The organism is Xanthomonas sp. 3793 (assembly GCF_024806835.1).
Taxonomy (GTDB): domain Bacteria; phylum Pseudomonadota; class Gammaproteobacteria; order Xanthomonadales; family Xanthomonadaceae; genus Xanthomonas; species Xanthomonas arboricola_F.
In genome coordinates, this window is record NZ_JANTYU010000001.1 from 1151674 (window position 1) to 1172841 (window position 21168).

Here is a 21168-nt window from a genome sequence, read left to right on the forward strand (position 1 = left end):
GGGACCGGTTGGGTGAAGGGCGAGCACGCGCTCAGGTGATGTCGAGATCGGCGACGGTGACATCGATGCCGACCGCATAGGTGACGCAGAACTCGTTGGGGCCGGAATCCTCGCCGGTCACCAGCAAAAATTCTTCGCGCTGCAGCTCCGGTACGTCGCGGCTGTAGAGCATGGCGTAATGGGTCAGGTCGCCATCGCGGCGCGGCGGCTGGTAGCGGTACAGCACCTCGTCGTAGGCGATCGGCGGGATGCGCGCACTGTCGTCGGTGGATTGGGTGGCGCGTTCCCAGCGCTTGCCGGCGTACTCGATCTGCGCTGCGCCCAGGTGCGGGTGCTGCATCACGAACTCCTGGAACGCCTGCTTGCTCGGCGGGTTCACCGTCTCGCAGTACACGAACGCCTTCATCGCCTCCAGATCGCCGCCCACGGTCGTGACCTGCAGGAACGCATCGTCATCCAGATAGAACCGGTGCAGCGAATAGCCATCGCCCAGGTTGACGTGGCCATAGCACGGGATGCCCTGATTGCCACCCGGCAACTCGGCGGTCATGGCCTCCGGCGCCATGCGGTACAGCGTGGTATCGATGGCGACCTGGCCGCCCACACGCAGGCCCAGCGGCAGTGCGTGCCCGATGGCGCCGGTGCCAGAGCTTGGCAGCGGCGGCGGTTGCGATTGGCCGAACAACTTGCTGAAGAAACTCATCGTCAGACACCTCGTGGCGATGCAGGAATGGGGGCAGTGGCCGCGCGCAGTGCCTGCCACGCAATTGCGTGCGCAGGTACGCGCTGATCGGCCAGGTAATACAGCATGGCACCACCGGCGACAGTGGTGCGTGCTGGCGGATTCAAGCGCAACGCGCCATCGGGCGCTCGCACGCCCAGCAGCAAGGCGCCGCGCTGGCTGAAATCGGCGGCGAGCCGGCTGTAATCCAGCGCATCGATCTCCACTGGCACGGCAACACTGAACTGGGTGGGGCCATCGTCCACCGACAACAACTCGGCGGTGATGGCGGCACTACCCGGGTCCTGTGCGGCACGCGCCAGGATTTCGGCGGTCATCGGCCGCGTGCACTCGATGGCCGGGTAATGGTGGTTGACCAGCCGCGCGGCGCTGGCCGAGTCGAAATGCGCAACCACATGCGCGCCCGGCGCATGCGCCATCAACGCGAACACTGCCGCCAGGGTCTGGTCGTCGGACGGCGGGTTGACGATCACCCGCGCCGCGCCTGCGATGCCGGCGCGCAGGTACACCTCGGTATGCGTGTACGACTCGGCCGCGACAAAGCGCATGTGGTCGGGCATCGGATTTTCAGCGACGCCTTCGGCGATCAGCACCACGCCTTCGTCGTCGGTGGCGGTGTCAGATAGCAGCAGCTCGAGCAAGCGTGCCGAGGCTGCGCCCTGCCAGCCGATCAGAATGGTATGCCCGCTCAAATCGGCGTAGGCCATCTTGCCCATGTAATGGCGCCTCCAGAACGTGATGAGTACGCCGCTGGTCTTGGCCAGCACCGTGGCGAACAAGGCCACCGCGCCCGGCATCAACACGAACGCGGCGATATAGCGCCCGGCCACCGAGCCCGGCGACAGGTCGCCATAGCCGATGGTGGTGGCGGTGGTCATGTAGTAATACGGAAACGCGTCCAGGCCGACGAGCTTGTGCTCGCCGGCCAGCCACAGCAACACCCAGCTCAGGCCCATGTGGGCCAGCAACGCCAGCGCCACCATGCCCCAACTGACGCGGCGCACGTGGCGCCGCAAGACCCGGAACAGTTTTCCGACGATGATCATGGCGCGTCCTGTGCCGTGGCGTTGCGGATCAGCTGTCGCTGCGCGGAACCTGCTGCACTTCGCGCACCTGGCCGATCAGCGGCGCGCTGCCGCTGGCGGTGTCGTGGCCGAGCTGGGCCGGCTTCTTGAAGCGTGCCAGCACCGCGGCGGCGTTGGATTCGCCTTCCATCAGGCCAGCCGCGGCCAGGCGCCGATTCAGATCGCCATCGCCGGTGGACGATTCCAGCTCTTCGGCCGATTCGATGCGCGCGGAGGTTTCGGCCTGACGCGCCTTGATCCGCTCCAGCGATTCCAGCGCCGAGCCCATCTTGCTGCTGGCACCGGAATGGCGCGCGGCAATGGCGGCCTGCGCCTTCTGCACCGCGTCGGTGGCCTTGACGGTGTCGATCTGCTGGCGCATGCCGCGCAGCTGGTTCTCGGTCTTCTGGATGGTGGCCTTGAGCGTCACCACCGATTGGTCCAGCGACGTCTTGGAGGCCTTGTCGCCGGCGTCTTCGCTTTCCAGCGCGGCCAGCTTGACCGCCACGTCGTGCGCCAGCGCCTCGTCGTTCTTGGCCAGCGCACCTTCGATATAGCGCGTGTACTCGGCCATCTTGCCGGCACGCGCATCGATTTTCTGCTGGGCGAGCTTGCTTTGCGCCATCAGTTTGGTCAGCTCTTCGCGCGAGCGCGTGAGCTGGGCGCCGGCATCGCGCATTTCCTGGTCCAGGATGCGCAGCGCATTGGCGTCGACCGCCTTCTGGCCGGTTTCGTGTGCAGTGCCACGCAGCAGCGTGATCAGCTTTGAAAAGATACTCATGACAACACGCCTTTAGGAAAAGTACGGCTTGAGAGATTCGGCGGCATCCAGCGTATTGGCCGCCAGGGTCTGGATTTCCTCGTCGATCTGGTCGAGGGTGGACGAGGCCGACAGCTCGCCGAAGACCACATAGCTGTCCTTGCCGTCGACCTGCACCAGACCCAGGTTGGATAACGGATTGAGCGGATTGAGCCGCAGGCAGGCGTCGTTGAAGGCCGCGCGATCGCTGACCTGGTCGGCGTTGGCCAGCAGGGTGGAAACGAATACCTGCGAGCCGGAGGCAGCGACCTGGATCTGCATGTCGCCGTGGTCGGCCAGGGTGAGGTTGATGGCCGGCTCCAGCCCGTCGATCAGTTCGACCTCGATCAGCTGGTCGCGGTAGCGCTCGGCCAGCAGGCCGTGCAATTCGACAGTGGTGTACTGCGTCATGGGATGTCCTGTCCTTCGGTCATGGGGCGATGTGATGCAGCAAGCGTCGTGCAATGGGCGGACATACTACAGACTGTCTGCGACCGGCAGAAAGGGCCGGAAGTCAGCGGGTCAGGCAAGCTGCAGGCGGAAGTAGACCACCCGTTCAGTTGGCTCGAAACCGCACGACGCATGCGCGGCCTGGGCATTGCCGTCTTCCAGCTGCGCATCGGAGGCCAGCTCTGCACAGCCCTGTTCCCGGGTCCATTCGGCCGCCGCTGCCACCAGCGCACGACCAAGCCCGCGGCCGCGCCAGGCCGGCACCACGTACCACCCTTCAAGAAAGCCCACCGGCGTGCTGTCGGTGCCATTGACGTAGTCGTGGCGCACCGACACCTCGGCAAACCCCAGCGCCGCATCCGCGTCGTCCACTACCACCAGGTGGCTGGTCGCTGATTGCGCCAGCGCGGCCTGCAGGTCGTCGAGGCCATCGTCGGCATCCGGCCATAACGCCAGGCGCAAGGCCAGCAAAGCCTGTGCATCGGCAGCGACCGCCGCGCGCACCCGCCACCCGGCCTGCGCGCTCATGGGTACAGCATCCGCTTGGTCCAATGGCTCGCCGCATCGGCCTCGTACCGCCAGCGCTCGTGCAGCCGGAACTTGGCCCCATACCAGAACTCGAACGCTTGCGGCACCACCCGGAAGCCGCCCCAGCCGTCCGGACGTGGCACCTCGCGGCCGTCGAAGGTGGCTTCGACCTTGGCGATCGCCGCATCGAACTCGGCGCGCGAGCCCAGCGTCTGCGATTGCAGCGACGCCCACGCGCCGATCTGGCTCATGCGCGGGCGCGAGGCGAAATACGCATCCGATTCGTCCGCGCCGACCAGCTGCACGCCACCTTCGATACGCACCTGGATGCCGGCTTCGCGCAGGCTGCGCCACAAGAACAGCAGCGCCGCCTGCGGATGGGTCTGCAGATCGCGGCCCTTCGCGCTGTCCAGATGCGTGTAGAACACGAATCCGCGCGCATCGAAGGCCTTGAGCAGCACGGTGCGCGCGCTCGGCCGCCCATCCACGTTGGCGGTGGCCACGGTCATTGCGCTGGCTTCCAGCTCCGCGCCGTTCTGCGCCTCGGCATACAACGCGGTAAAGGTGGCAAGCGCTTCTGCGTATAGATCGGGCATGACGGTAGGTGGCAGCAGGACAAGCCCCCATTGTGGGCGCATCGCACGCGCTTGTCGCATGGCCCGGTGGTCGCACCCGGCCGCATGCGCATCGTGATCGGCGCAAATTGCGCCAACCGGCCAGCGTGTGCGGGCCGCACCGATGTCGAGCTGCCTCGCGCGCCCGGTACGCGAGTGCGAAGGCGAATGCTACGATCCCTGCGCATGAACCCCGCACCCAATCTCGTGATGATCGGCCCGATGGGCGCCGGAAAAAGCTGCATCGGCCGCCGCCTGGCCGAGCGCTTCGGGCTGGAATTCGTGGATGTGGATCAGGCCATTGTCGAACGCGTGGGCAGCAGCATCCCGGCGATCTTCGAACAGCACGGCGAAGCGCGCTTTCGGCAGCATGAAGCCGAGACCTTGCAGGCGCTGCTGCAACAGGACAACAAACTCATTTCCACCGGTGGCGGCGCGGTGCTGGATCCGCTCAACCGCGCGCGTATCCAAGAGCGCGGGTTTGTGGTCTACCTGCACGTGAGCGTGCCGGCACAACTCACCCGGCTGGCGCGCGACCGCAATCGCCCGCTGCTGCAACGCGCCGACCGCGAGCAGGTGCTGCACGCGATGGCCGCGCATCGCACCCCGCTCTACCAGGAGGTCGCCGACCTCACCCTGGAAACCGACCACTTCTCCCCCGCCGAGGCCACCGCGCAGCTGGTGCTGCGCCTGGCCGCGCAATGGCGCATGTCGAGTACCCCCGCATGACACTTCCCCGTTCCTCGCGCAGCGTCGATGTCGACGGCGCGCAGCCGTACACCATCACCATTGCACCCGGCCTGCTGGCCGATGGCTCCCGCCTGGCCAGCCATGTCCGCGGCCGCCACGTGCTGCTGCTGAGCGACTCACAAGTGGCCCCGCACTACGCCGCCGGCGTGCGCAGCGCGCTGCTGCAGGCACGCCCGGACCTGCAGCTGGGCGAGTTGGTGATTGCCGCCGGCGAGGCCTCCAAGACATTGGACAACTTAGGCGCGGCAATCACCGCGCTGGCCGAGCTGGGCGCCACCCGCGACGCCTGCGTATTCGCGCTCGGCGGCGGCGTGGTCGGCGATCTGGCCGGCTTCGCGGCCGCCTGCTGGATGCGCGGGGTGGACTGCGTGCAACTGCCCACCAGCCTGCTGGCGATGGTGGATTCCTCGGTCGGCGGCAAGACCGCGGTGGATATCCCGCAGGGCAAGAACCTAGTCGGCGCCTTCCATCCGCCGCGCGCGGTGATCGCCGATACCGACACCTTGCGCACCCTGCCCGCCCGCGAACTGCGCGCCGGCCTGGCCGAGGTGATCAAGTACGGCGCCATCCGCGACCCGCTGTTCTTCCAGTGGCTGCACGCCGAGCGCCGCGCCTTGTTGGACGGCGATGCGGCGGCACTGGCGCAGGCCATTGCCCGCAGCTGCGAACACAAGGCCGAGATCGTGGCGCGCGACCCGCTGGAAAAGGGTGAGCGCGCCCTGCTCAACCTGGGCCACACCTTCGGTCACGCCATCGAAACCGAGCAAGGCTACGGCGCGCCCGGCAACGACAACCTCAACCATGGCGAAGCGGTGGCGGTGGGCATGGTGCTGGCCGCGCGGCTGTCGGCTGCGCTGGGCATGAGCGATGCAAAGGACACCGAGGCGCTGCGCAGCTTACTGCAGGAGTTCGACCTGCCCACCGACATCCCGCCCGGCCTGTCGCCCGACGCCCTGCTGGGGCGCATGCGCCTGGACAAGAAAAATGTCGCCGGCCGCCTGCGCCTGGTGCTGTGGCGCGGCATCGGCAAGGCCGAAGTGGTACCCGATGTGGACGAGGCGGCGGTGCTGCAGATCCTGGCGGGCTGAGGTGGTGATGGTCAGTTGGATGGAGTTGGTCGGTTGAGCTCGGGTCGAGCGCTGCCGCGCCGGGATGACGTTGCACGATTGCGCTCGAACCTCGCCGGCCGGGCGTGAAGTCCGCCAGCCAGCCAATGCAAGCCCGGATTGCCAGCCAGTAACGCAACACCACGGTTGATCGCCGCCCCTGACGCCCACCGTCCCAGAACGCAAAGACACCGCCCTTGTAGAAGCGCACCTGGGCGCGATGGGTCTCGCCGGTAACCCCCGTCGCGCCCGGGTGCGCTCCTACATCACACCTGTGCCTCGATCGGCCGCCCCCATCCGGCCTGCCGTCTTCTCGGCAGCGCAACTGGTTGACAGTCACCAGCCACACTCATCCGACCGCGCGACGCCCGCCTTTGTAGGAGCGCACCTGGGCGCGATGGGTCTCGCCGGTAAACCCCCGTCGCGCCCGGGTGCGCTCCTACCAAACGCCTGCACGCTGCTGCGCGGAGAACGCTCAGCGACGGTCGCGTAGGAGCGCGCCAGCGCGCGAGGGCCTTGCCGACAATCCTGCCGCGCCCGAGCCCCCCTTCACCATCGCATCGGCCTTGCTCGAACAGCCCTGCTGCTGACCGCAGCACGCCGCACCGGCCTCCAAGCAGCTGCCGCACCACTGCCGCCCACCTACCGGCTAGACCTTCGCTACCGGAGCAGCGCAGCGCGCCCACTGCCCCCAGCCTTCAGCACTGCCCGGCTACAATCGGCCGCATGCGCATCCTCCTGCAACACGATTCCGGCGGCAACGAGCCGCTTCGCTACGTCCAGCTGACCTTGCAACCGGACCTGTTCGGTGGCTGGGAACTGCTGCGCGAGAGCGGCCAGATCGGTGGGCGCACGCAACTGCGACGCGACCAGTACCTGCTGCAGGACGAGGCCGACCGGGCCTTCGAAAAGGCCCGCGACACCCAACTCAAACGCGGCTTCCAACTCATCACCGGCGGCGCCGACGCGCCGCGCTGAGGACACACCTCCCATGCTCAAGAACGATCGCCTGCTGCGCGCCCTCAACCGTCAGCCCGTGGACCGCACCCCCGTGTGGCTGATGCGCCAGGCCGGCCGCTACCTGCCGGAATACCGCGCCACCCGCGCGCGCGCCGGCAGCTTCCTGGGCATGGCCAAGAACCCGGACATCGCCTGCGAAGTGACCTTGCAGCCGCTGCAGCGGTTTCCGCTGGATGCGGCGATCCTGTTCTCCGACATCCTGACCATCCCCGATGCGATGGGCCTGGAGCTGTATTTCGTCGAAGGCGAAGGCCCCAAGTTCCGTCACCCGGTGCGCGATGCCGCCTCCATCCATCGCCTGGGCGTGCCGGACATGGAAACCGAGCTGCGCTACGTGATGGATGCGGTGCGCCTGATCCGCCGCGAGCTGGATGGCGCGGTGCCGCTGATCGGCTTCTCCGGCAGCCCGTGGACGCTGGCCTGCTACATGATCGAAGGCGGCGGCAGCAAGGAATACGCGCGCATCAAGGCGATGGCCTTCAACGCCCCGGAGGTGCTGCACCACCTGCTCGGCACAGTGACCGACGCGGTGATTGCCTACCTGTCGGCGCAACGCGCCGCCGGTGCGCAGGCGCTGCAGGTGTTCGACACCTGGGGTGGCGTGTTGTCGCCGGCGATGTACCGCGAATTTTCGTTGCCCTACCTCACCCGCATCGCGCGCGAACTCGAACGCGGCGACGGTGCGCAGCGCACCCCGCTGGTGCTGTTCGGCAAGGGCAACGGCGCCTACGTGAGCGAGCTGGCCGCCAGCGGCGCCGAAGCGGTGGGCGTGGACTGGACCATCGCGCTGGCCGACGCCGCCCAGCGCGCCGGCGGCCGCGTCGCCCTGCAGGGCAACCTGGACCCAGCCACGCTATACGGCTCGCCCGAAGCGATCCGCGCCGAAGTCGGCAAGACCCTGGACAGCTACGCCCAGGGCAACGGCGGCTCGCGCGAAGGCCATGTCTTCAACCTCGGCCACGGCATGTCGCCGGACATGAACCCGGAGCATGTCGGCGTGCTGGTGGAAGCGGTGCAGAGCCTGAGCAAGCGCTGATCCAGGCACGACCGACAGCGCGCGGTCAGCGCTGTCGGTGGCTCGCTCAGACCGATCATTCAAGCAGCCGCAGCTTTTCTTTCAGCCACCGGCAATGATCGGCGGCGCCTGCACGCAGGCCGGCGTTGGACTTTCTGCGGCATGGATGCCGCGCAAGCGCTTACGAGGACATTCTCGCGACGTATCCGACGCAGGTACGCGTGCAAGCACCCGCGTCGCGAGTTGTTGACTGCGTGGCTTCGCCTCGCCCCCTCTCCCGCAGGAGCGGGGCTTGAAGCACGGTCTCGGCCCCCGGATACGACATCGCGCTCCCACTCAGGACTGGCACGCAGCAGGCGCGCTCAGCGGCCGAAGCACACGCGCAAGTTTTTCTGAGTTCGTGCACACCAGCGCGGGGATAATGCGCCGTCCCTTCGACGGCGCTCACCATGTCTCAGCCCGCCCCCGTCCTGCGCGCCTACGCCACCATCAAGCCGCTGCTGTGGCTGGTGTCGCTGGCGATCTTCATGCAGATGCTGGATGCGACCATCGTCAACACGGCATTGCCGTCGATGGCGCACAGCCTGCACGAAAGCCCGCTGCAGATGCAGTCGGTGGTCTTCAGCTACGCGCTGGCGGTGGCGATGTTCATCCCGGCATCGGGCTGGATCGCCGATCGCGTCGGGACACGGCGCACCTTCCTGGCTGCGATCATCGTGTTCACGCTGGGCTCGTTGCTGTGCGCGGCCGCGCAACAGCTGCCGCAACTGGTCGGCGCGCGCATCGTACAGGGCATTGGCGGTGCGATGTTGTTGCCGGTGGGTCGGCTGGCGGTGCTCAAGACGGTGGCGCGCGAGGACTTCCTGCGCGCCATGAGCTTTATCGCCATCCCCGCGTTGATCGGCCCGTTGATCGGCCCGACACTGGGCGGCTGGCTGGTGGAAGTGGCGTCCTGGCATTGGGTGTTCCTGATCAACCTGCCGATCGGCATCGTCGGCTTCATCGCCGCGCTGAAGATCATGCCGGACCATTACGGCGATGCACGCAGGCGCTTCGATCTGGTGGGCTATCTGATGCTCGCCTTCGGCATGGTGGCGTTGTCGCTGGCGCTCGATGGCATTTCCGAACTGGGGCTGCGACATGCGTTTGTGATGTTGTTGGCGATCGGCGGGCTGGCTGCGCTGGCCGGCTACTGGCTGCATGCGGGCAATACCGGCAACGCGCTGTTTCCGTTGGCGCTGTTCAAGGTGGCGAGTTATCGCATCGGCATCCTGGGCAACCTGTTCGCGCGCGTCGGTAGCGGGTCGATGCCGTTTTTGATTCCGTTGTTGCTGCAGGTGGGCCTGGAGATGAGCCCGATGAACGCCGGGCTGATGATGGTGCCGGTGGCGCTGGCCGGGATGGCCGCAAAACGCGCGGCGGTGAAGCTGGTCGGGCGCTTCGGCTACCGCAACACCTTGATGGTCAATACCGTGCTGGTCGGGCTGGCGATGGCCAGCTTCGCACTGATCGATGTAGGGCAGCCGTTGTGGTTGCGGCTGCTGCAGCTGGCCTGCTTTGGCGGTGTCAATTCGTTGCAATTTACCGTCATGAATACCGTCACCCTGCGCGACCTGGATCGCGATCAGGCCAGTCCGGGCAACAGCCTGTTGTCGATGGTGATGATGTTGGCGACCGGTTTTGGCGCGGCGGCGGCCGGCAGCCTGCTGGCCGCCTTCAACACCCATCTGGGCGATACGCATGGCGCTACGGCGGCACTGCATGCCACCTTCCTGTGCGTGGGTGGCATCACCTTGTCGTCGACGCTGATCTTCTGGCAGCTGGCCGAGACGCGGCCGCACCCGAAAGAGGTGGAAGCGGTGGCCGAGTAATCGGCGACATGCCTTCGATCAGGCGCTACGGCATGCATGGCAGCGGCGCCATCAGTGGCGAACATCGCTAGATGTCCTCGCGCGGGCGGCCCCGGCGCAACGCATCGGCGAGGGTGTCGGCCAGCATGTCGCCGGTCAGCGGCTTGCGCAGGAAACTGTCGAACCCGGCCTCCTTGGCGGTGGGCTCGGCGGCTTCATCGGAACGCGCGGTCACCGCAATCAGCGGCATCTCGTAGCCGAACACGCGCAATTGCCGCGCCAGCGCGAACCCGTCCAACCCGGGCAGATCCAGGTCCAGCAGCGCCAGGTCGAACGTGTTGTCGGCAGCTTCGGTCAATGCGGCCAGACCGTGCGGCGCATGCACCACCGAGTGCCCCTGCGCGCGCAGCAGGCCGACGATGACCTCGGCAATGGTCGGGTCGTCCTCCACCAGCAGGATGCGCTGCGGCGCGATGGCCGCGCCGGCACGCGTCACTTCACCGCTGAGCGCAGCGTTGGAGGTGACCCAGCGCAGCGGCAGGTCCACGACAAACCGCGTCCCGGCGCCGAGACGGCTGATCACTTCGATGTGCCCGCCCATCGCCAGGGCCAGTTCCTGGCAGATCGCAAGACCCAGGCCGCTGCCACCGTAGCGCGAGGTGGTCTTGGCGCCATCGCCCTGCTCGAACCGCTGGAACAGCCGCGCCTTCTGGTCGGCATTGATGCCCGGGCCGGTGTCGGCGACTTCGAAACGCAGGCCCTGATACGCCCCCAAGGTGGTCAGCTTCAGACCGACCACGCCGCGCTCGGTGAACTTGATCGCATTGCTGAGCAGATTGAGCAGAATCTGGCGGATGCGGGTAGGGTCGCCGCTGGCGGTGATGTCCCCAAGCAGGGCGACTTCCAGGCTGAAACGCAGGCCGCGTTCCTGTGCCAGCGGCGCCATCAGGGCCTCCACCTCGGCCACCAACTGACGCACCGAGAACGGCTGCAGATCTAGCTCGAGGCGCCCGGACTCGATACGTGCAAGATCCAGCGCGTCGTTGACCAATCGCAGCAGATGCGCGCCCGCGCGCCGGATCGATTCGGTGTAGCTGCGTTGCCTGTGATCGAGCTGGGTCTTGAGCAGCAGCTCGCTCATGCCCATCACGCCGGTCATCGGCGTGCGGACTTCATGTCCCAGCGTGGCCAAAAAGCGGGTCTTGGCCAACGATGCCTGCTCAGCCAACTCCTGCTTGTGCACGGCCAGCTGCCAGGCATTGAAGCGGCGCAGACGACGGCGATAGAGCAAGACCGCCGTGGCGAGCAGACACACTGACAGCAGGCCAAGCGCTGCCAGCCCCCACGGCGACAGCCACCATGGCGGCAACACCTGAAAACGCAAGGTCTGGCTCGCCGACCAGATGCCGTCTGCGGTGCGCCCCTGTACTTCCAACGTGTAATGTCCCGATGGCAGGCGCGAAAACAGGCGCTCGCCAGTGGCGCCGACATCAATCCAGTCCGGATCGTAACCGCTGAGGCGGAAGCGATAACTGGTGGACTCGGGATTGGTGAACGTGGGCATGCGCGCAACGATATGCAGGTCGCGATCGCCGTCCTGCACCTGCAGTGGCGCCTTGTTGGTGACATCCACTTCGCGTTCACCGCGTCGCAGGCTGACGCGTTCGATCAACAACTGCGGGCGGCGTAAATTCGGACGCATCATGGCCGGGTCGAACACCACGACGCCGTCGGATGTCCCTCCCAGGATCTGCCCCGTGCTGGCCTGCACCAGTGTCGCCACCTGCAGGGGCGAGCTCGGAAGTCCATCATGCACGTCGTACACGCGCACCAGCTTGCTGCCCGGATCGACCCGAATCAGCCCACGGTGACTGGAGACCCAGGCCACACCGCCGGCATCGACCACCAGGCCGGTCGGCGACACCCTTGGAAACTCCTGATCCTTTCCCACCGTATCCAGATGCGTGAGCTGGGTGCCGTCCCAGAGATAACGCCGCAATTCTCCCGCCAATCCAACCCAGACGATGCCGCCATCGCCCTGCCGAAACACATAGGTGGGCAGGGACGGCGCGCCGCGTACCGGAACGAACCGATCGGCCTGCGGGTCCCAGCGCCAGAGACCGGCATTGTTGCTCAGCCAGATCTGTCCATCCGGTCCGACACGCATGTCCAGGACGCTCAGCGCTTTCAGCCCGTGACTGGCATAGTCGATCGTCCTGAGCAGCTTGCCCTCGCTGCTCCACAGTTGCACCCCATACGTCAGCAATGCGACCCAGATGCGACCCTGCGCATCTTCGGCCATCCTACCCGGTCTGCCCGCGATTTCGGGGTCGGCTGCGGGATCTTCCATGTGCTCGAGCAGCGGCCGACGCCTGACCTCGCGGGTTTGCGGGTCGTATCGAATCAGCGTCCCCTGTACACCGATCCAGACAATCCCCTGCCTGCTTTCAATGATGGTGTCGGGAACGCGTTCCGGATCGACCGGGACCAGATATGGCTTCACTCGGCCGGTGGCTGGATCGAAGTGCTCAAGAGCACCTCGCGTGCCGACCAGCCAGATTGCGCCCGTGATCGAAGGCGCTGTCGCAACCACCGAGGGATTGGCGAGGGACTGCGGGTCATCTGCACGATGCGAGAACAGCGCGAAGGTGTCCCAACGCGGGGGCAGATGCCACAGCCCGCCCTCGAGGCTGGCAAACCACAGTCCTCCTTCGCGGTCCTGGTAGGAAGTGATCCAGTTCCGGTTGACCAGACCGTGCGCTGAAAAACTGTAGACCGGCACTCGTTCGATCGCACCGCCGTCGACGCTCATCCCCAGGCCGGTCTTGGTATCCAGCCAGTAGCGCCCGAGTCGATCGCGCAGCAGCACGCCTTTGACCTCCGGCGTGGCCGTGACGCTGTGCCAGGGGCGCGGCGTGGACCGCCCGACGGTGTTGAACTGAACTGTATTGCCCTCAATATCGGCAACCCACAGCACCTTGCCGTCGGGCTCCTGGTACAGCCGGTTGACTGCCTGGGATGGCCCCGGGAGCGGCACGCGTTCCATGCGTCGGCCATCCCAGTGCACAAGTCCGCCCCAGGTGCCGATCCACAAGGAACCGTCAGGCGCAACTTCGATACCGACGACGTTGTCGGACGGCAGACTATCCGGATCGTCTGGCCTGGCGGAAAAGTGCTGCATCCGCCCGTCGGGCCGATACCGATACACCCCTTGCTTCGCAGTGCCGATCCAGACCTCGCCGTCTGGCGTCTGTGCCAACGCCCACACCATCATGTCGCGCAGTTCCGGAAAATGCGGATCCTCCAGCCGCTTGAATGTGCGCGTATTGGCTTCCAGATAGCCAACGCCGCCATCCTCGAAGCCCATCCACACCCGGTCCTTGGTATCGACGCAGACGGTCCAGACCACGTTGCTGGCCAGGCCATCTTCCATTCGCCAGATACGGTAGTTGCGGCCATCGAATCTGGCCAAGCCGTCATCGCTGGCAAGCCACAGATACCCCTGTCTGTCCTCGGCCAGTTCATTGATCGTGTCGGACGGCAATCCGTCTGCGATCGTCAGCTGGATGGGTACCGGGGTCGCTGGCGTACGCGCCTTTACGGGAAGCACTGCCAGACACAGGCACACCCAGAGCACAGCGAGCAGCCAATGGGGCAAGCGGGATAGAGAGCGCACCGGATCAGTTTCACGACAAGTCGGCGCATAGTGCGGGCCACGCGCAATGCGGGCAAGCCCGTATCTGCGCATACGGCTGCGCATGCACCCCGTCTCCAGGATGCGTGCGGTAGCGTCGTTGCAACACCCGCCCTGTGCCGCAGTGGTCGCGACCAGCGAGCGCAAGACTGACAGTGTGCCGACAGGGCTTTGGTGCCCTGGCCAAATCATCACGGCCTTGAATGACGGTTCAAACAGCCCCCTCCCTGGCGAACGCGCTGCATCGCAGCCAATCAGCGTTCGCTCAGTCAGGGGCATCCGCGCTGCCTGTCAGCGCTTGCTGCGCAACGCCTCGGCGATGGTGTCGGCCAGCATGTCGCCGGTCAGCGGCTTGCGCAGGAAGCAGTCGAACCCGGCCTCCTGCGCACCTGGTTCCGCGGCTTCATCCGAACGCGCAGTCACCGCAATCAGCGGCATCTCGTAGCCGAACACGCGCAGTTGCCGCGCCAATGCGAATCCGTCCAGCCCAGGCAGATCCAGATCCAGCAATGCCAGGTCGAACGTATTGTCGGCAGCTTCGGTCAATGCGGCCAGGCCATGTGGCGCATGCACCACCGAGTGCCCCTGCGCGCGCAGCAGGCCGACGATGACCTCGGCGATGGTCGGGTCGTCCTCCACCAGCAGGATGCGCTGCGGCGCGACCGCAGCACCGGCACGCCCCGCTTCGCCGCCGAGCGTCGCGTTCGAAGCTACCCAGCGCAGCGGCAGATCCACCACGAACCTCGTCCCGGCGCCAAGCCGGCTGATCACCTCGATGTGCCCGCCCATCGCCAGGGCCAGTTCCTGGCAGATCGCCAAGCCCAGACCACTGCCGCCGTAGCGCGAGCTGGTCTTTGCGCCATCGCCCTGCTCGAAGCGCTGAAACAGACGCGCCTTCTGTTCGGCATTGATGCCCGGCCCCGTGTCGGCCACCTCAAACCGCAGGCCCTGATAGGAACCGAGCGTGGTCAACTTCAGGCCAACCACGCCGCGCTCGGTGAACTTGATCGCATTGCTGAGCAGATTGAGCAGGATCTGCCGAATGCGGGTCGAATCGCCGCTGGCAGTGATGTCGCCAAACAGGCCGATTTCCAGGCTGAACCGCAGGCCGCGCTCCTGAGCCAATGGCGCCATCAGCGCTTCGACCTCGGCCACGAGCTGGCGCACCGAAAATGGCTCCAGATCCAGTTCCAGCCGCCCGGATTCGATGCGCGCCAGATCCAGCGCATCGTTGACCAGCCGCAACAGATGCGCGCCCGCACGACGGATGGAATCGGTATAGCTGCGCTGCTTGGTATCCAGCGAGGTCTTGAGCAGCAACTCGCTCATGCCCAGCACGCCGGTCATCGGCGTGCGCACCTCGTGGCCGAGCGTTGCCAAAAAACGCGTCTTGGCCAGTGACGCCTGCTCGGCGACTTCTTGCTTGTGCACCGCCAACTGCCAGGCATTCAGGCGTCGTAGACGGCGGCGGTACAACAAAATGGCCGCAACGACGACGCACACGCTCAACAGGGCCAGCAAGCCCAAGCCCCACGGCGACAGCCACCATGGCGGCAATACTTGAAAACGTAAGGTCTGGCTCGTCGACCAGATGCCGTCTGCCGTCCTCCCCTGCACTTCCAGCGTGTAATGCCCGGAAGGCAGGCGCGAAAACAGGCGCTCGCCACCGGGCCCGACGTCGATCCAGTCCGGGTCGTAACCGCTTAAACGAAAGCGGTAGCTGGTTGACTCCGAATGCGTGAAGGTCGGCATGCGCGCGACGATATGCAGATCGCGATCGCCGTCCTGCAGTTGTAGCGGCTCCACACCGGTGACATCCAGTCCGCGCTCGCCACGGCGCAGACCTACGCGCTCGATCAGCAGCGGCGGCTGGCGTGTATTCGGACGCATCTGGGTTGGATCGAACAGCACGACACCATCAGGTGTTCCGCCCAGAATCTGCCCGCCAGTTGCGCGTACGAGTGTGTTTTCCTGAAACTGCTGATTGGGAAGTCCGTCATGAACCCCGTAGACCCGCACCATTTTGCTGGCGGGGTCCACTCTGATCAGACCTCGCGCGCTCGATACCCAGGCCACGCCGGCACCGTCCACCACAAGTCCATTAGGCGCCACCATGGGAAACTCTTGTGCCCTGTCGATCGTGTCCAGATGTTTGAGTTGCGTGCCATCCCAGAGGTAGCGCCGCAACTCACCCATCAACCCGATCCAGACAACGCCCGAGTCGGTGAAACGGAACACATAATTCGTTGAAGCAGGTGCACCTCGCACCATGACGAAAGTATCGGCTTTCGGATCCCAGCGCCTTAAACCAGTCGTATTGGCAAGCCACATTTGCCCATCGGGACCGAGCCTGAGGTCATAGACGTTAGCGGTCTCAAGGCCATGACTTCCGTGCGCTATCTCCCGAATGAGCCGTCCCTCGCCGTCGCGAATCTGCAGTCCGGCATTGGTCAGATAAATCCACAACCGACCCTGCGCATCCAGCGCCAGGCGTTCCGGATTGCCGTAATTCATCGATGCCGACCCGGTAGAAAGCGGCCAGCGCTTCCGTTGTTTGGTGCGCGGATCATAGCGGACCAGCGATTCAGGAAGACCTATCCAAACGTAGCCGCTTCGACTTTCGACCAGGGACGTTGGCCAGCGCAATTCATAGATTGGTTGCAAATGACGTTCCACCACCCCGCTATTTGGATCTAAACGCTCAAGAACGCCACGCGTCCCGGCAATCCACACTCCGCCAGATGCGGAAACTGCCGAAGCCTTTACGAACGGATTGGAAATCGATTGACGATCGTCGGTGTGATAAGACAGTACCGCGAAAGTATTCCAATTAGGAGGCAAATGCCAAAGACCACCATTAAGGCTGGCAAACCATATGCCACCCTCACGATCCTCGTAGGCGCTGGACCAACTCGGCTTTATCAGCCCATGGGCAGAAAGGCTGTAGATCGGTACGTTAACGACATCCTTACCATTCGATATCCCTAGACCGGCCATCGTATCCAGCCAATAGCGCCCGGCCCGATCACGCAGTAACACACCTATAACACGTTGCTCTTTTTTATTTTCATACCAAGGCTGCGTTACAAATTGCCTTTTTGAATTCAGCCGATATAGCTGGTAATTTCCGTCAGTGACCCAAAGAGTTCCACGCGAATCCAGTCGCATCCCGTTAGAATATTGCATGTTTCCAGGCAGCTTTACACGCTCAAAGTTTTTACCTGTCCAGCGCGCCACGCCTGAGTTGCCTCCAATCCATAACGACCCGTCAGGCGTGACACGCAAGGCGGCGATGTTGTTTCCCGGCAAGCTCTTCGCATCGTCTGCCACAAACGTAAAGCGCTGCATACTGCCGTCCGAGCGCCGCCGATACAGGCCGTTTCTTGAAGTTCCAAACCATAGATCGCCGTCGGGCGTCTGCGCGATCGCCCACACGGTGCTGCGTCTGAGCTCAGGAAACTGTGCGCTCTCCAACGGTTTGAATAGGCGTCGTTTTGCGTCCAGAACACCCACGCCACCATTATCCAAACCGACCCACACCCCGTCGTCTGCATCGACTCCTAGGGCCCAGACAAAATTGTCTGTCAGCCCGTCTTCCATCCGCCAGATGCGGTAACTCCGCCCATCGAACCTGGCCAGACCATCGGCCGTTGCCAGCCACAGGTAGCCGTTTCTATCCTCGGCAAAGTCATTGACCGTGTTGGAAGGAAGTCCGTCGGCCACGGTGAGCTGGATCGGCACAGGAGTCGTCGGCACTGCCGCAGAGGCAAGCACGGGCACCGCTGTGATCAACAGGACCAACCACAGTGCAGCAAGGGTGCGACTGAAATTGGAACAAAAACGCAGACGTGGCATAAAAATTTCACCGCAGGTCGCAGCATAGTGCGGGCCACATCGAGCATGAGCAAGTAGGCATTGCCTCACTCGGAGACGCCCGATGCAGCGCCATCGGCGAGTGCCGCGCACGCACTCGCCACGTCGCGCGCAGCCGCGATCGCTTCCAGCAGCAAATCGGCGGTGACCGGCTTGCGCAGGAATCCGTCGAAGCCGGCACTGCGCGCCAGGCGTTCGGCATCGCCATCGGCGCGTGCGGTGACCGCCAGCAACGGGAAGCCGTGACCCAGCCGGCGCAGCTGCAAGGCAAGTGCAAAGCCGTCCAGGCCCGGCAGATCCAGGTCCAGCAGCGCGATATCGAAGCCGCCATCGACCGCTTCGGACAACGCCGCCAGACCGTGTGCGGCATGCACCACGCGATGGCCGCGCCCGATCAATAGCCCGCTGATCACCTCGGCCACGGTCGGGTCGTCTTCCACCAGCAGGATGCGCAGCGGCGCGCCGGCCGGGGTGCGTGTTTCGCCGGCAGCACTGCGCGGGGCCGATCGGTCGATCGGCAACGGCAGATCCACGGTGAACTGGGTGCCGACACCCAATCGGCTGCGGACACGGATCTGGCCCTTCATCGCCACCGTGAGTTCCTGGCAGATCGCCAGCCCCAACCCGCTGCCGCCATAGCGCGAGCTGGTGCGCGCACCCTCGCCCTGTTCAAAGCGCTGGAACAGACGCTTCTGTTGCTCGGGCCCGATCCCTGGACCGGAATCGCGGACCTTGAAACGCAGGCAGTCGCCATGCCGACTGACGGTGAGCCCCACTTCACCGCGCTCGACGAACTTGATCGCATTGCCGAGCAGGTTGATCAGGATCTGCCGCACCCGCGTGGCGTCGCCCAACACTGACAGGGTGGCGGGCAGCTGATTGCGGTAATGAAACCGCAGCCCACGCGCCTCGACGATGGGCCGCATGAAATCGGCCAGTTCCTGAGTCAGCTGCGATGGATCGAAGGGCTGCGGCACCAATTCCAGCTTTCCCGCTTCGATCCGTGCCAGATCCAGCGCATCGTTGACCAGCCGCAGCAGATGCGCGCCGGCCTTGCGGATCGCATCGACGTGGCTGCGCTGTTTGGCATCCAGCGGCGTGGCCAGCAGCAGCTCGCTCATGCCCAGCACACCGGTCATTGGCGTGCGCACCTCATGCCCCAGCGTCGCCAGGAAGTGCGACTTGGCAATCGAGGCCTGCTCGGCAAGTTGCTGGCGCTGCTGCGCCAGCACCCACTCCTGCTGTCGGCGCACGCGTCGCCGCCATCCCCATACGCCCAGACAAAGCAGCAGCACGCCCAACAGCACCGCGACCAATTGCGCCGGCGTACTCAGCCACCACGGCGGACGCACCTGCAGGTGCAGGGACGGTGCGGCGATCCAGTCGCCGTCGCCGGTACGCGCCTGCACGTCGATGCGATAGTCGCCTGGCGGCAGCCGCGACATCACGCGTTCGCCGGTGGCGCCCTGCTCCACCCACCCCGCGTCGTAGCCCTCCACACGGTAGCGATAGCGCGCCGAGGCAGGATCCACGAACGACAACAACCGCGCGCTGATGCGCAGATCGCGATCGCGCGCCTGCAGCACGATCGTGCCCTTGTGCGGCAGCGGCTGCGGGTGCTCGGCATCGTTGCGGCGGACCTGCACCGATTCGATCACCAGCCGCGCCACCGGTGCCGGCGCAAAGGCCTGCGCGGGATCGAACAACACGATGCCGCTGGTGGTCAACGCCAGCACCTGCCCGCTCGGGCCGGTGACCGGGGGACGCATCGAGAATTCGCTGTCCGGCAGGCCGTCGCGCTGCCCGAACATGCGCACCTGCCGCTGACCGCGCCGGTAGGCGTACAGGCCACGCGACGTGGTCGCCCACACGGTGTCCGTGCCGCCCAGCGCCAGCCCACGGATCTCGGTGGAGGGCAAGCCCTGTGCATGCCCCACCCGCTCCAGCAGCCGCGCGTGGCTGCCATCCCAGCGGTAGCGCTCGATCGCGCCGTGCCGCCCGGCCCAGAATTCGTGCGGCGTTACGAACGCCAACGCATAGACTTCATGTACCGCGTCGGCGCCGCCGATCACCCTGCGAAAGCGCTCGCCCTGCCACACCCACAGCCCGTCGCCGGCGGCCACCCATGCCGAGCCATCCGGCCGAACCAGCAGTTGCTGCACCATGCCGCCCACCTCGCTGAGGTCGGTACCGAAGCGGAATGTGGCCAGCAGGCGACCATCTGCCGCACGCCGCTGCACGCCGCCTTCGACGATCGACAGCCAGAACTCGCCATCGATGCCCGGCGTCATCAGTTCCACGCGATGGATGTCGGAGGTGCCGAACTGCATCGCCAACGCGTGTTTTTCGCCGGTCCTGGGTTGATAACGCAGCACGCCGTCACTCAGAGCCACCCACAGGCTGCCATCGCCGGCCGGCAGCACCGACTGCACGCTGCGGCCCCCCAGCACATCGCTGTGCAGCACGGGAACGACCTCGCCCTGATCGCCGACGCGATACACCCCTTCGCCGGTCGTCACCAGGAAGCTGTCGCCGTCGGCGGATGCGTTCATCAGGTACAGACTTTCCAGCGGCTTGCCCTGCGCCTGCAGGATCGTGGAGAAGCGCCGCCAATCCGGCGGCAGATAGGCCAGGCCCTGCGAAATCAGCCCCAGCCACAAACCGCCCTGACCGTCCTGCATGACATCGAGCACGCCGCTATGGGCGGTCAGAAAGCCGCTGCCACGATCGCCCTCCATGACGCGCAGTTTGGTCTCGCCCGGCGCAACGCGGAAAAACCCATCGGCTGCACCCACCCAGTAACCGCCATGCACGTCGTGCACCACGGTACCGGCACGCACGCCGGAGGCTCCTTTCCAGGGTGCGGGCTCGAGCACCCCGGCCGGTGTCACCCGATACAGGCCCTTTCCGCTTCCCACCCACAGCGTGCCATCGGGATCCTTGCTGAGCTTCAACACCATCGCGCCCAGTCTGTCCGGCGCGATGCGCACGAAGCGATCACCGTCGCGCATCACCAGCCCACCTGCGGTCCCGATCCACAACCGGCCGCGTGCATCGGTAAGCATGCTCATGATGGTGTCGCTGGGCAGTCCGTCCGCTGCATCGGGCGTGGCACGGAAGACGGTGATACGGCCATTTTCCTCGCGGCGACACAGGCCACCGCCGCTGCTTCCGATCCATAGCGCACCCTGCGCCTGCGCCAGCGCCCAGACCTGCCCGACGCAGGCGTGCGCAACGTCCGGAAAGCTGGTGAATGCCGCACGGTCTGCGTCGAGCATGCTCAGTGGCGAGTCGTTGACGCCCAGCCACACCCGGTCGCGATCGTCGACCAGCAGCGTTTCCACCTCGTTGCCGGGAATCGAGCGCGCGTTGTGCGGGTCGTGCTGCCACACCTGCAGGCCGATACCGTCGTAGCGCGCCAGGCCGTCGCTGGTCGCCGCCCAGACATAGCCCTGCCGATCCTGCGCCAGTGCCAGCACCATGCGCGAAGGCAGGCCTTCGGCCGGGGCGAACCGACGCATCCGCGGCGTCTCGATCTGGTTTACCGCCGCTGCCTCCACGCCGATCAACAGCGCCATGACGGCAAGCACGAACAGCCCTACCTGTTTCATCGTCGTCCTTGTCCCAGCCACCTGCGCGGTCGCGCGCACTCCCCGGCCGGAC

14 protein-coding genes are annotated in these 21168 nt (G+C 65.6%); 5 read left to right on the forward strand and 9 right to left on the reverse strand.

Annotated features, from left to right (window positions below; all coding sequences use genetic code 11):
• Positions 1 to 31 precede the first annotated feature (31 nt).
• The 6 genes from FHY18_RS04890 to pdxH all read right to left on the reverse strand — a co-directional run bounded on the left by FHY18_RS04890 (position 32) and on the right by pdxH (position 4179).
• The gene (locus tag FHY18_RS04890) at positions 32 to 709 is read right to left on the reverse strand and encodes a YjfK family protein (RefSeq protein ID WP_259152502.1); all 678 of its coding nucleotides are present in this window, start codon (positions 707 to 709) and stop codon (positions 32 to 34) included.
• Positions 706 to 1788 carry an ion channel gene (locus FHY18_RS04895; protein WP_259151925.1) on the reverse strand — a complete coding sequence of 361 codons (1083 nt, stop codon included), beginning with the start codon at positions 1786 to 1788 and terminating at the stop codon, positions 706 to 708. Before FHY18_RS04895 ends, FHY18_RS04890 begins: the two co-directional genes overlap by 4 nt.
• Positions 1789 to 1816: 28 nt before the next feature.
• The gene (locus tag FHY18_RS04900; protein ID WP_259151927.1) at positions 1817 to 2587 is read right to left on the reverse strand and encodes a PspA/IM30 family protein; all 771 of its coding nucleotides are present in this window, start codon (positions 2585 to 2587) and stop codon (positions 1817 to 1819) included.
• 12 nt (positions 2588 to 2599) lie between these two features.
• Positions 2600 to 3016, reverse strand: a complete 417-nt coding sequence (locus FHY18_RS04905; protein WP_259151929.1) for a YjfI family protein — start codon at positions 3014 to 3016, stop codon at positions 2600 to 2602.
• A gap of 111 nt (positions 3017 to 3127) precedes the next feature.
• The gene (aac(6'), locus tag FHY18_RS04910; RefSeq protein WP_259151930.1) at positions 3128 to 3583 is read right to left on the reverse strand and encodes an aminoglycoside 6'-N-acetyltransferase; all 456 of its coding nucleotides are present in this window, start codon (positions 3581 to 3583) and stop codon (positions 3128 to 3130) included.
• The gene (pdxH, locus tag FHY18_RS04915) at positions 3580 to 4179 is read right to left on the reverse strand and encodes a pyridoxamine 5'-phosphate oxidase (RefSeq protein ID WP_259151932.1); all 600 of its coding nucleotides are present in this window, start codon (positions 4177 to 4179) and stop codon (positions 3580 to 3582) included. The genes aac(6') and pdxH overlap by 4 nt, the downstream gene beginning before the upstream one ends.
• A 204-nt stretch (positions 4180 to 4383) precedes the next feature.
• On the opposite strand from pdxH, the gene FHY18_RS04920 reads away from it, so the two are divergent.
• The 5 genes from FHY18_RS04920 to mdtD all read left to right on the forward strand — a co-directional run bounded on the left by FHY18_RS04920 (position 4384) and on the right by mdtD (position 9959).
• On the forward strand, positions 4384 to 4926 hold the full coding sequence (locus FHY18_RS04920) for a shikimate kinase (RefSeq protein ID WP_259151934.1): 543 nt from the start codon (positions 4384 to 4386) through the stop codon (positions 4924 to 4926).
• Positions 4923 to 6035, forward strand: coding sequence for a 3-dehydroquinate synthase (gene aroB, locus FHY18_RS04925; protein WP_259151936.1), 1113 nt, complete (start codon positions 4923 to 4925; stop codon positions 6033 to 6035). The genes FHY18_RS04920 and aroB overlap by 4 nt, the downstream gene beginning before the upstream one ends.
• Positions 6036 to 6779: 744 nt before the next feature.
• Complete coding sequence (locus tag FHY18_RS04930; RefSeq protein WP_039414382.1) at positions 6780 to 7031, forward strand: WGR domain-containing protein; 252 nt, start codon at positions 6780 to 6782, stop codon at positions 7029 to 7031.
• 13 nt (positions 7032 to 7044) lie between these two features.
• Positions 7045 to 8109, forward strand: coding sequence for a uroporphyrinogen decarboxylase (gene hemE / locus FHY18_RS04935; RefSeq protein WP_259151940.1), 1065 nt, complete (start codon positions 7045 to 7047; stop codon positions 8107 to 8109).
• A gap of 428 nt (positions 8110 to 8537) precedes the next feature.
• Positions 8538 to 9959, forward strand: coding sequence for a multidrug transporter subunit MdtD (gene mdtD / locus FHY18_RS04940; RefSeq protein WP_259151942.1), 1422 nt, complete (start codon positions 8538 to 8540; stop codon positions 9957 to 9959).
• 67 nt (positions 9960 to 10026) lie between these two features.
• Here the strand turns inward: mdtD and FHY18_RS04945 are convergent, their stop codons facing one another.
• The 3 genes from FHY18_RS04945 to FHY18_RS04955 form a co-directional block, all read right to left on the reverse strand.
• Entirely contained in the window at positions 10027 to 13575 is a 3549-nt protein-coding gene (locus FHY18_RS04945) for a two-component regulator propeller domain-containing protein (RefSeq protein ID WP_259152503.1), read from the reverse strand.
• 348 nt (positions 13576 to 13923) lie between these two features.
• Positions 13924 to 17487 carry a two-component regulator propeller domain-containing protein gene (locus FHY18_RS04950; RefSeq protein ID WP_259151943.1) on the reverse strand — a complete coding sequence of 1188 codons (3564 nt, stop codon included), beginning with the start codon at positions 17485 to 17487 and terminating at the stop codon, positions 13924 to 13926.
• 65 nt (positions 17488 to 17552) lie between these two features.
• Positions 17553 to 21116 (reverse strand): ATP-binding protein, encoded by a 3564-nt coding sequence (locus tag FHY18_RS04955; protein WP_259151944.1) that lies wholly within the window; start codon positions 21114 to 21116, stop codon positions 17553 to 17555.
• Between the last annotated feature and the right edge of the window lie 52 nt (positions 21117 to 21168).

Coding starts and splice junctions, on each gene's coding strand:
- pdxH (WP_259151932.1), bottom strand. CDS start 4,179: ATGCCCGATCTATACGCAGAAGCGCTTGCCACCTTTACCGCGTTGTAT.
- FHY18_RS04950 (WP_259151943.1), bottom strand. CDS start 17,487: ATGCCACGTCTGCGTTTTTGTTCCAATTTCAGTCGCACCCTTGCTGCA.
- mdtD (WP_259151942.1), top strand. CDS start 8,538: ATGTCTCAGCCCGCCCCCGTCCTGCGCGCCTACGCCACCATCAAGCCG.
- FHY18_RS04955 (WP_259151944.1), bottom strand. CDS start 21,116: ATGAAACAGGTAGGGCTGTTCGTGCTTGCCGTCATGGCGCTGTTGATC.
- hemE (WP_259151940.1), top strand. CDS start 7,045: ATGCTCAAGAACGATCGCCTGCTGCGCGCCCTCAACCGTCAGCCCGTG.
- FHY18_RS04930 (WP_039414382.1), top strand. CDS start 6,780: ATGCGCATCCTCCTGCAACACGATTCCGGCGGCAACGAGCCGCTTCGC.
- FHY18_RS04920 (WP_259151934.1), top strand. CDS start 4,384: ATGAACCCCGCACCCAATCTCGTGATGATCGGCCCGATGGGCGCCGGA.
- FHY18_RS04895 (WP_259151925.1), bottom strand. CDS start 1,788: ATGATCATCGTCGGAAAACTGTTCCGGGTCTTGCGGCGCCACGTGCGC.
- FHY18_RS04900 (WP_259151927.1), bottom strand. CDS start 2,587: ATGAGTATCTTTTCAAAGCTGATCACGCTGCTGCGTGGCACTGCACAC.
- aroB (WP_259151936.1), top strand. CDS start 4,923: ATGACACTTCCCCGTTCCTCGCGCAGCGTCGATGTCGACGGCGCGCAG.
- FHY18_RS04905 (WP_259151929.1), bottom strand. CDS start 3,016: ATGACGCAGTACACCACTGTCGAATTGCACGGCCTGCTGGCCGAGCGC.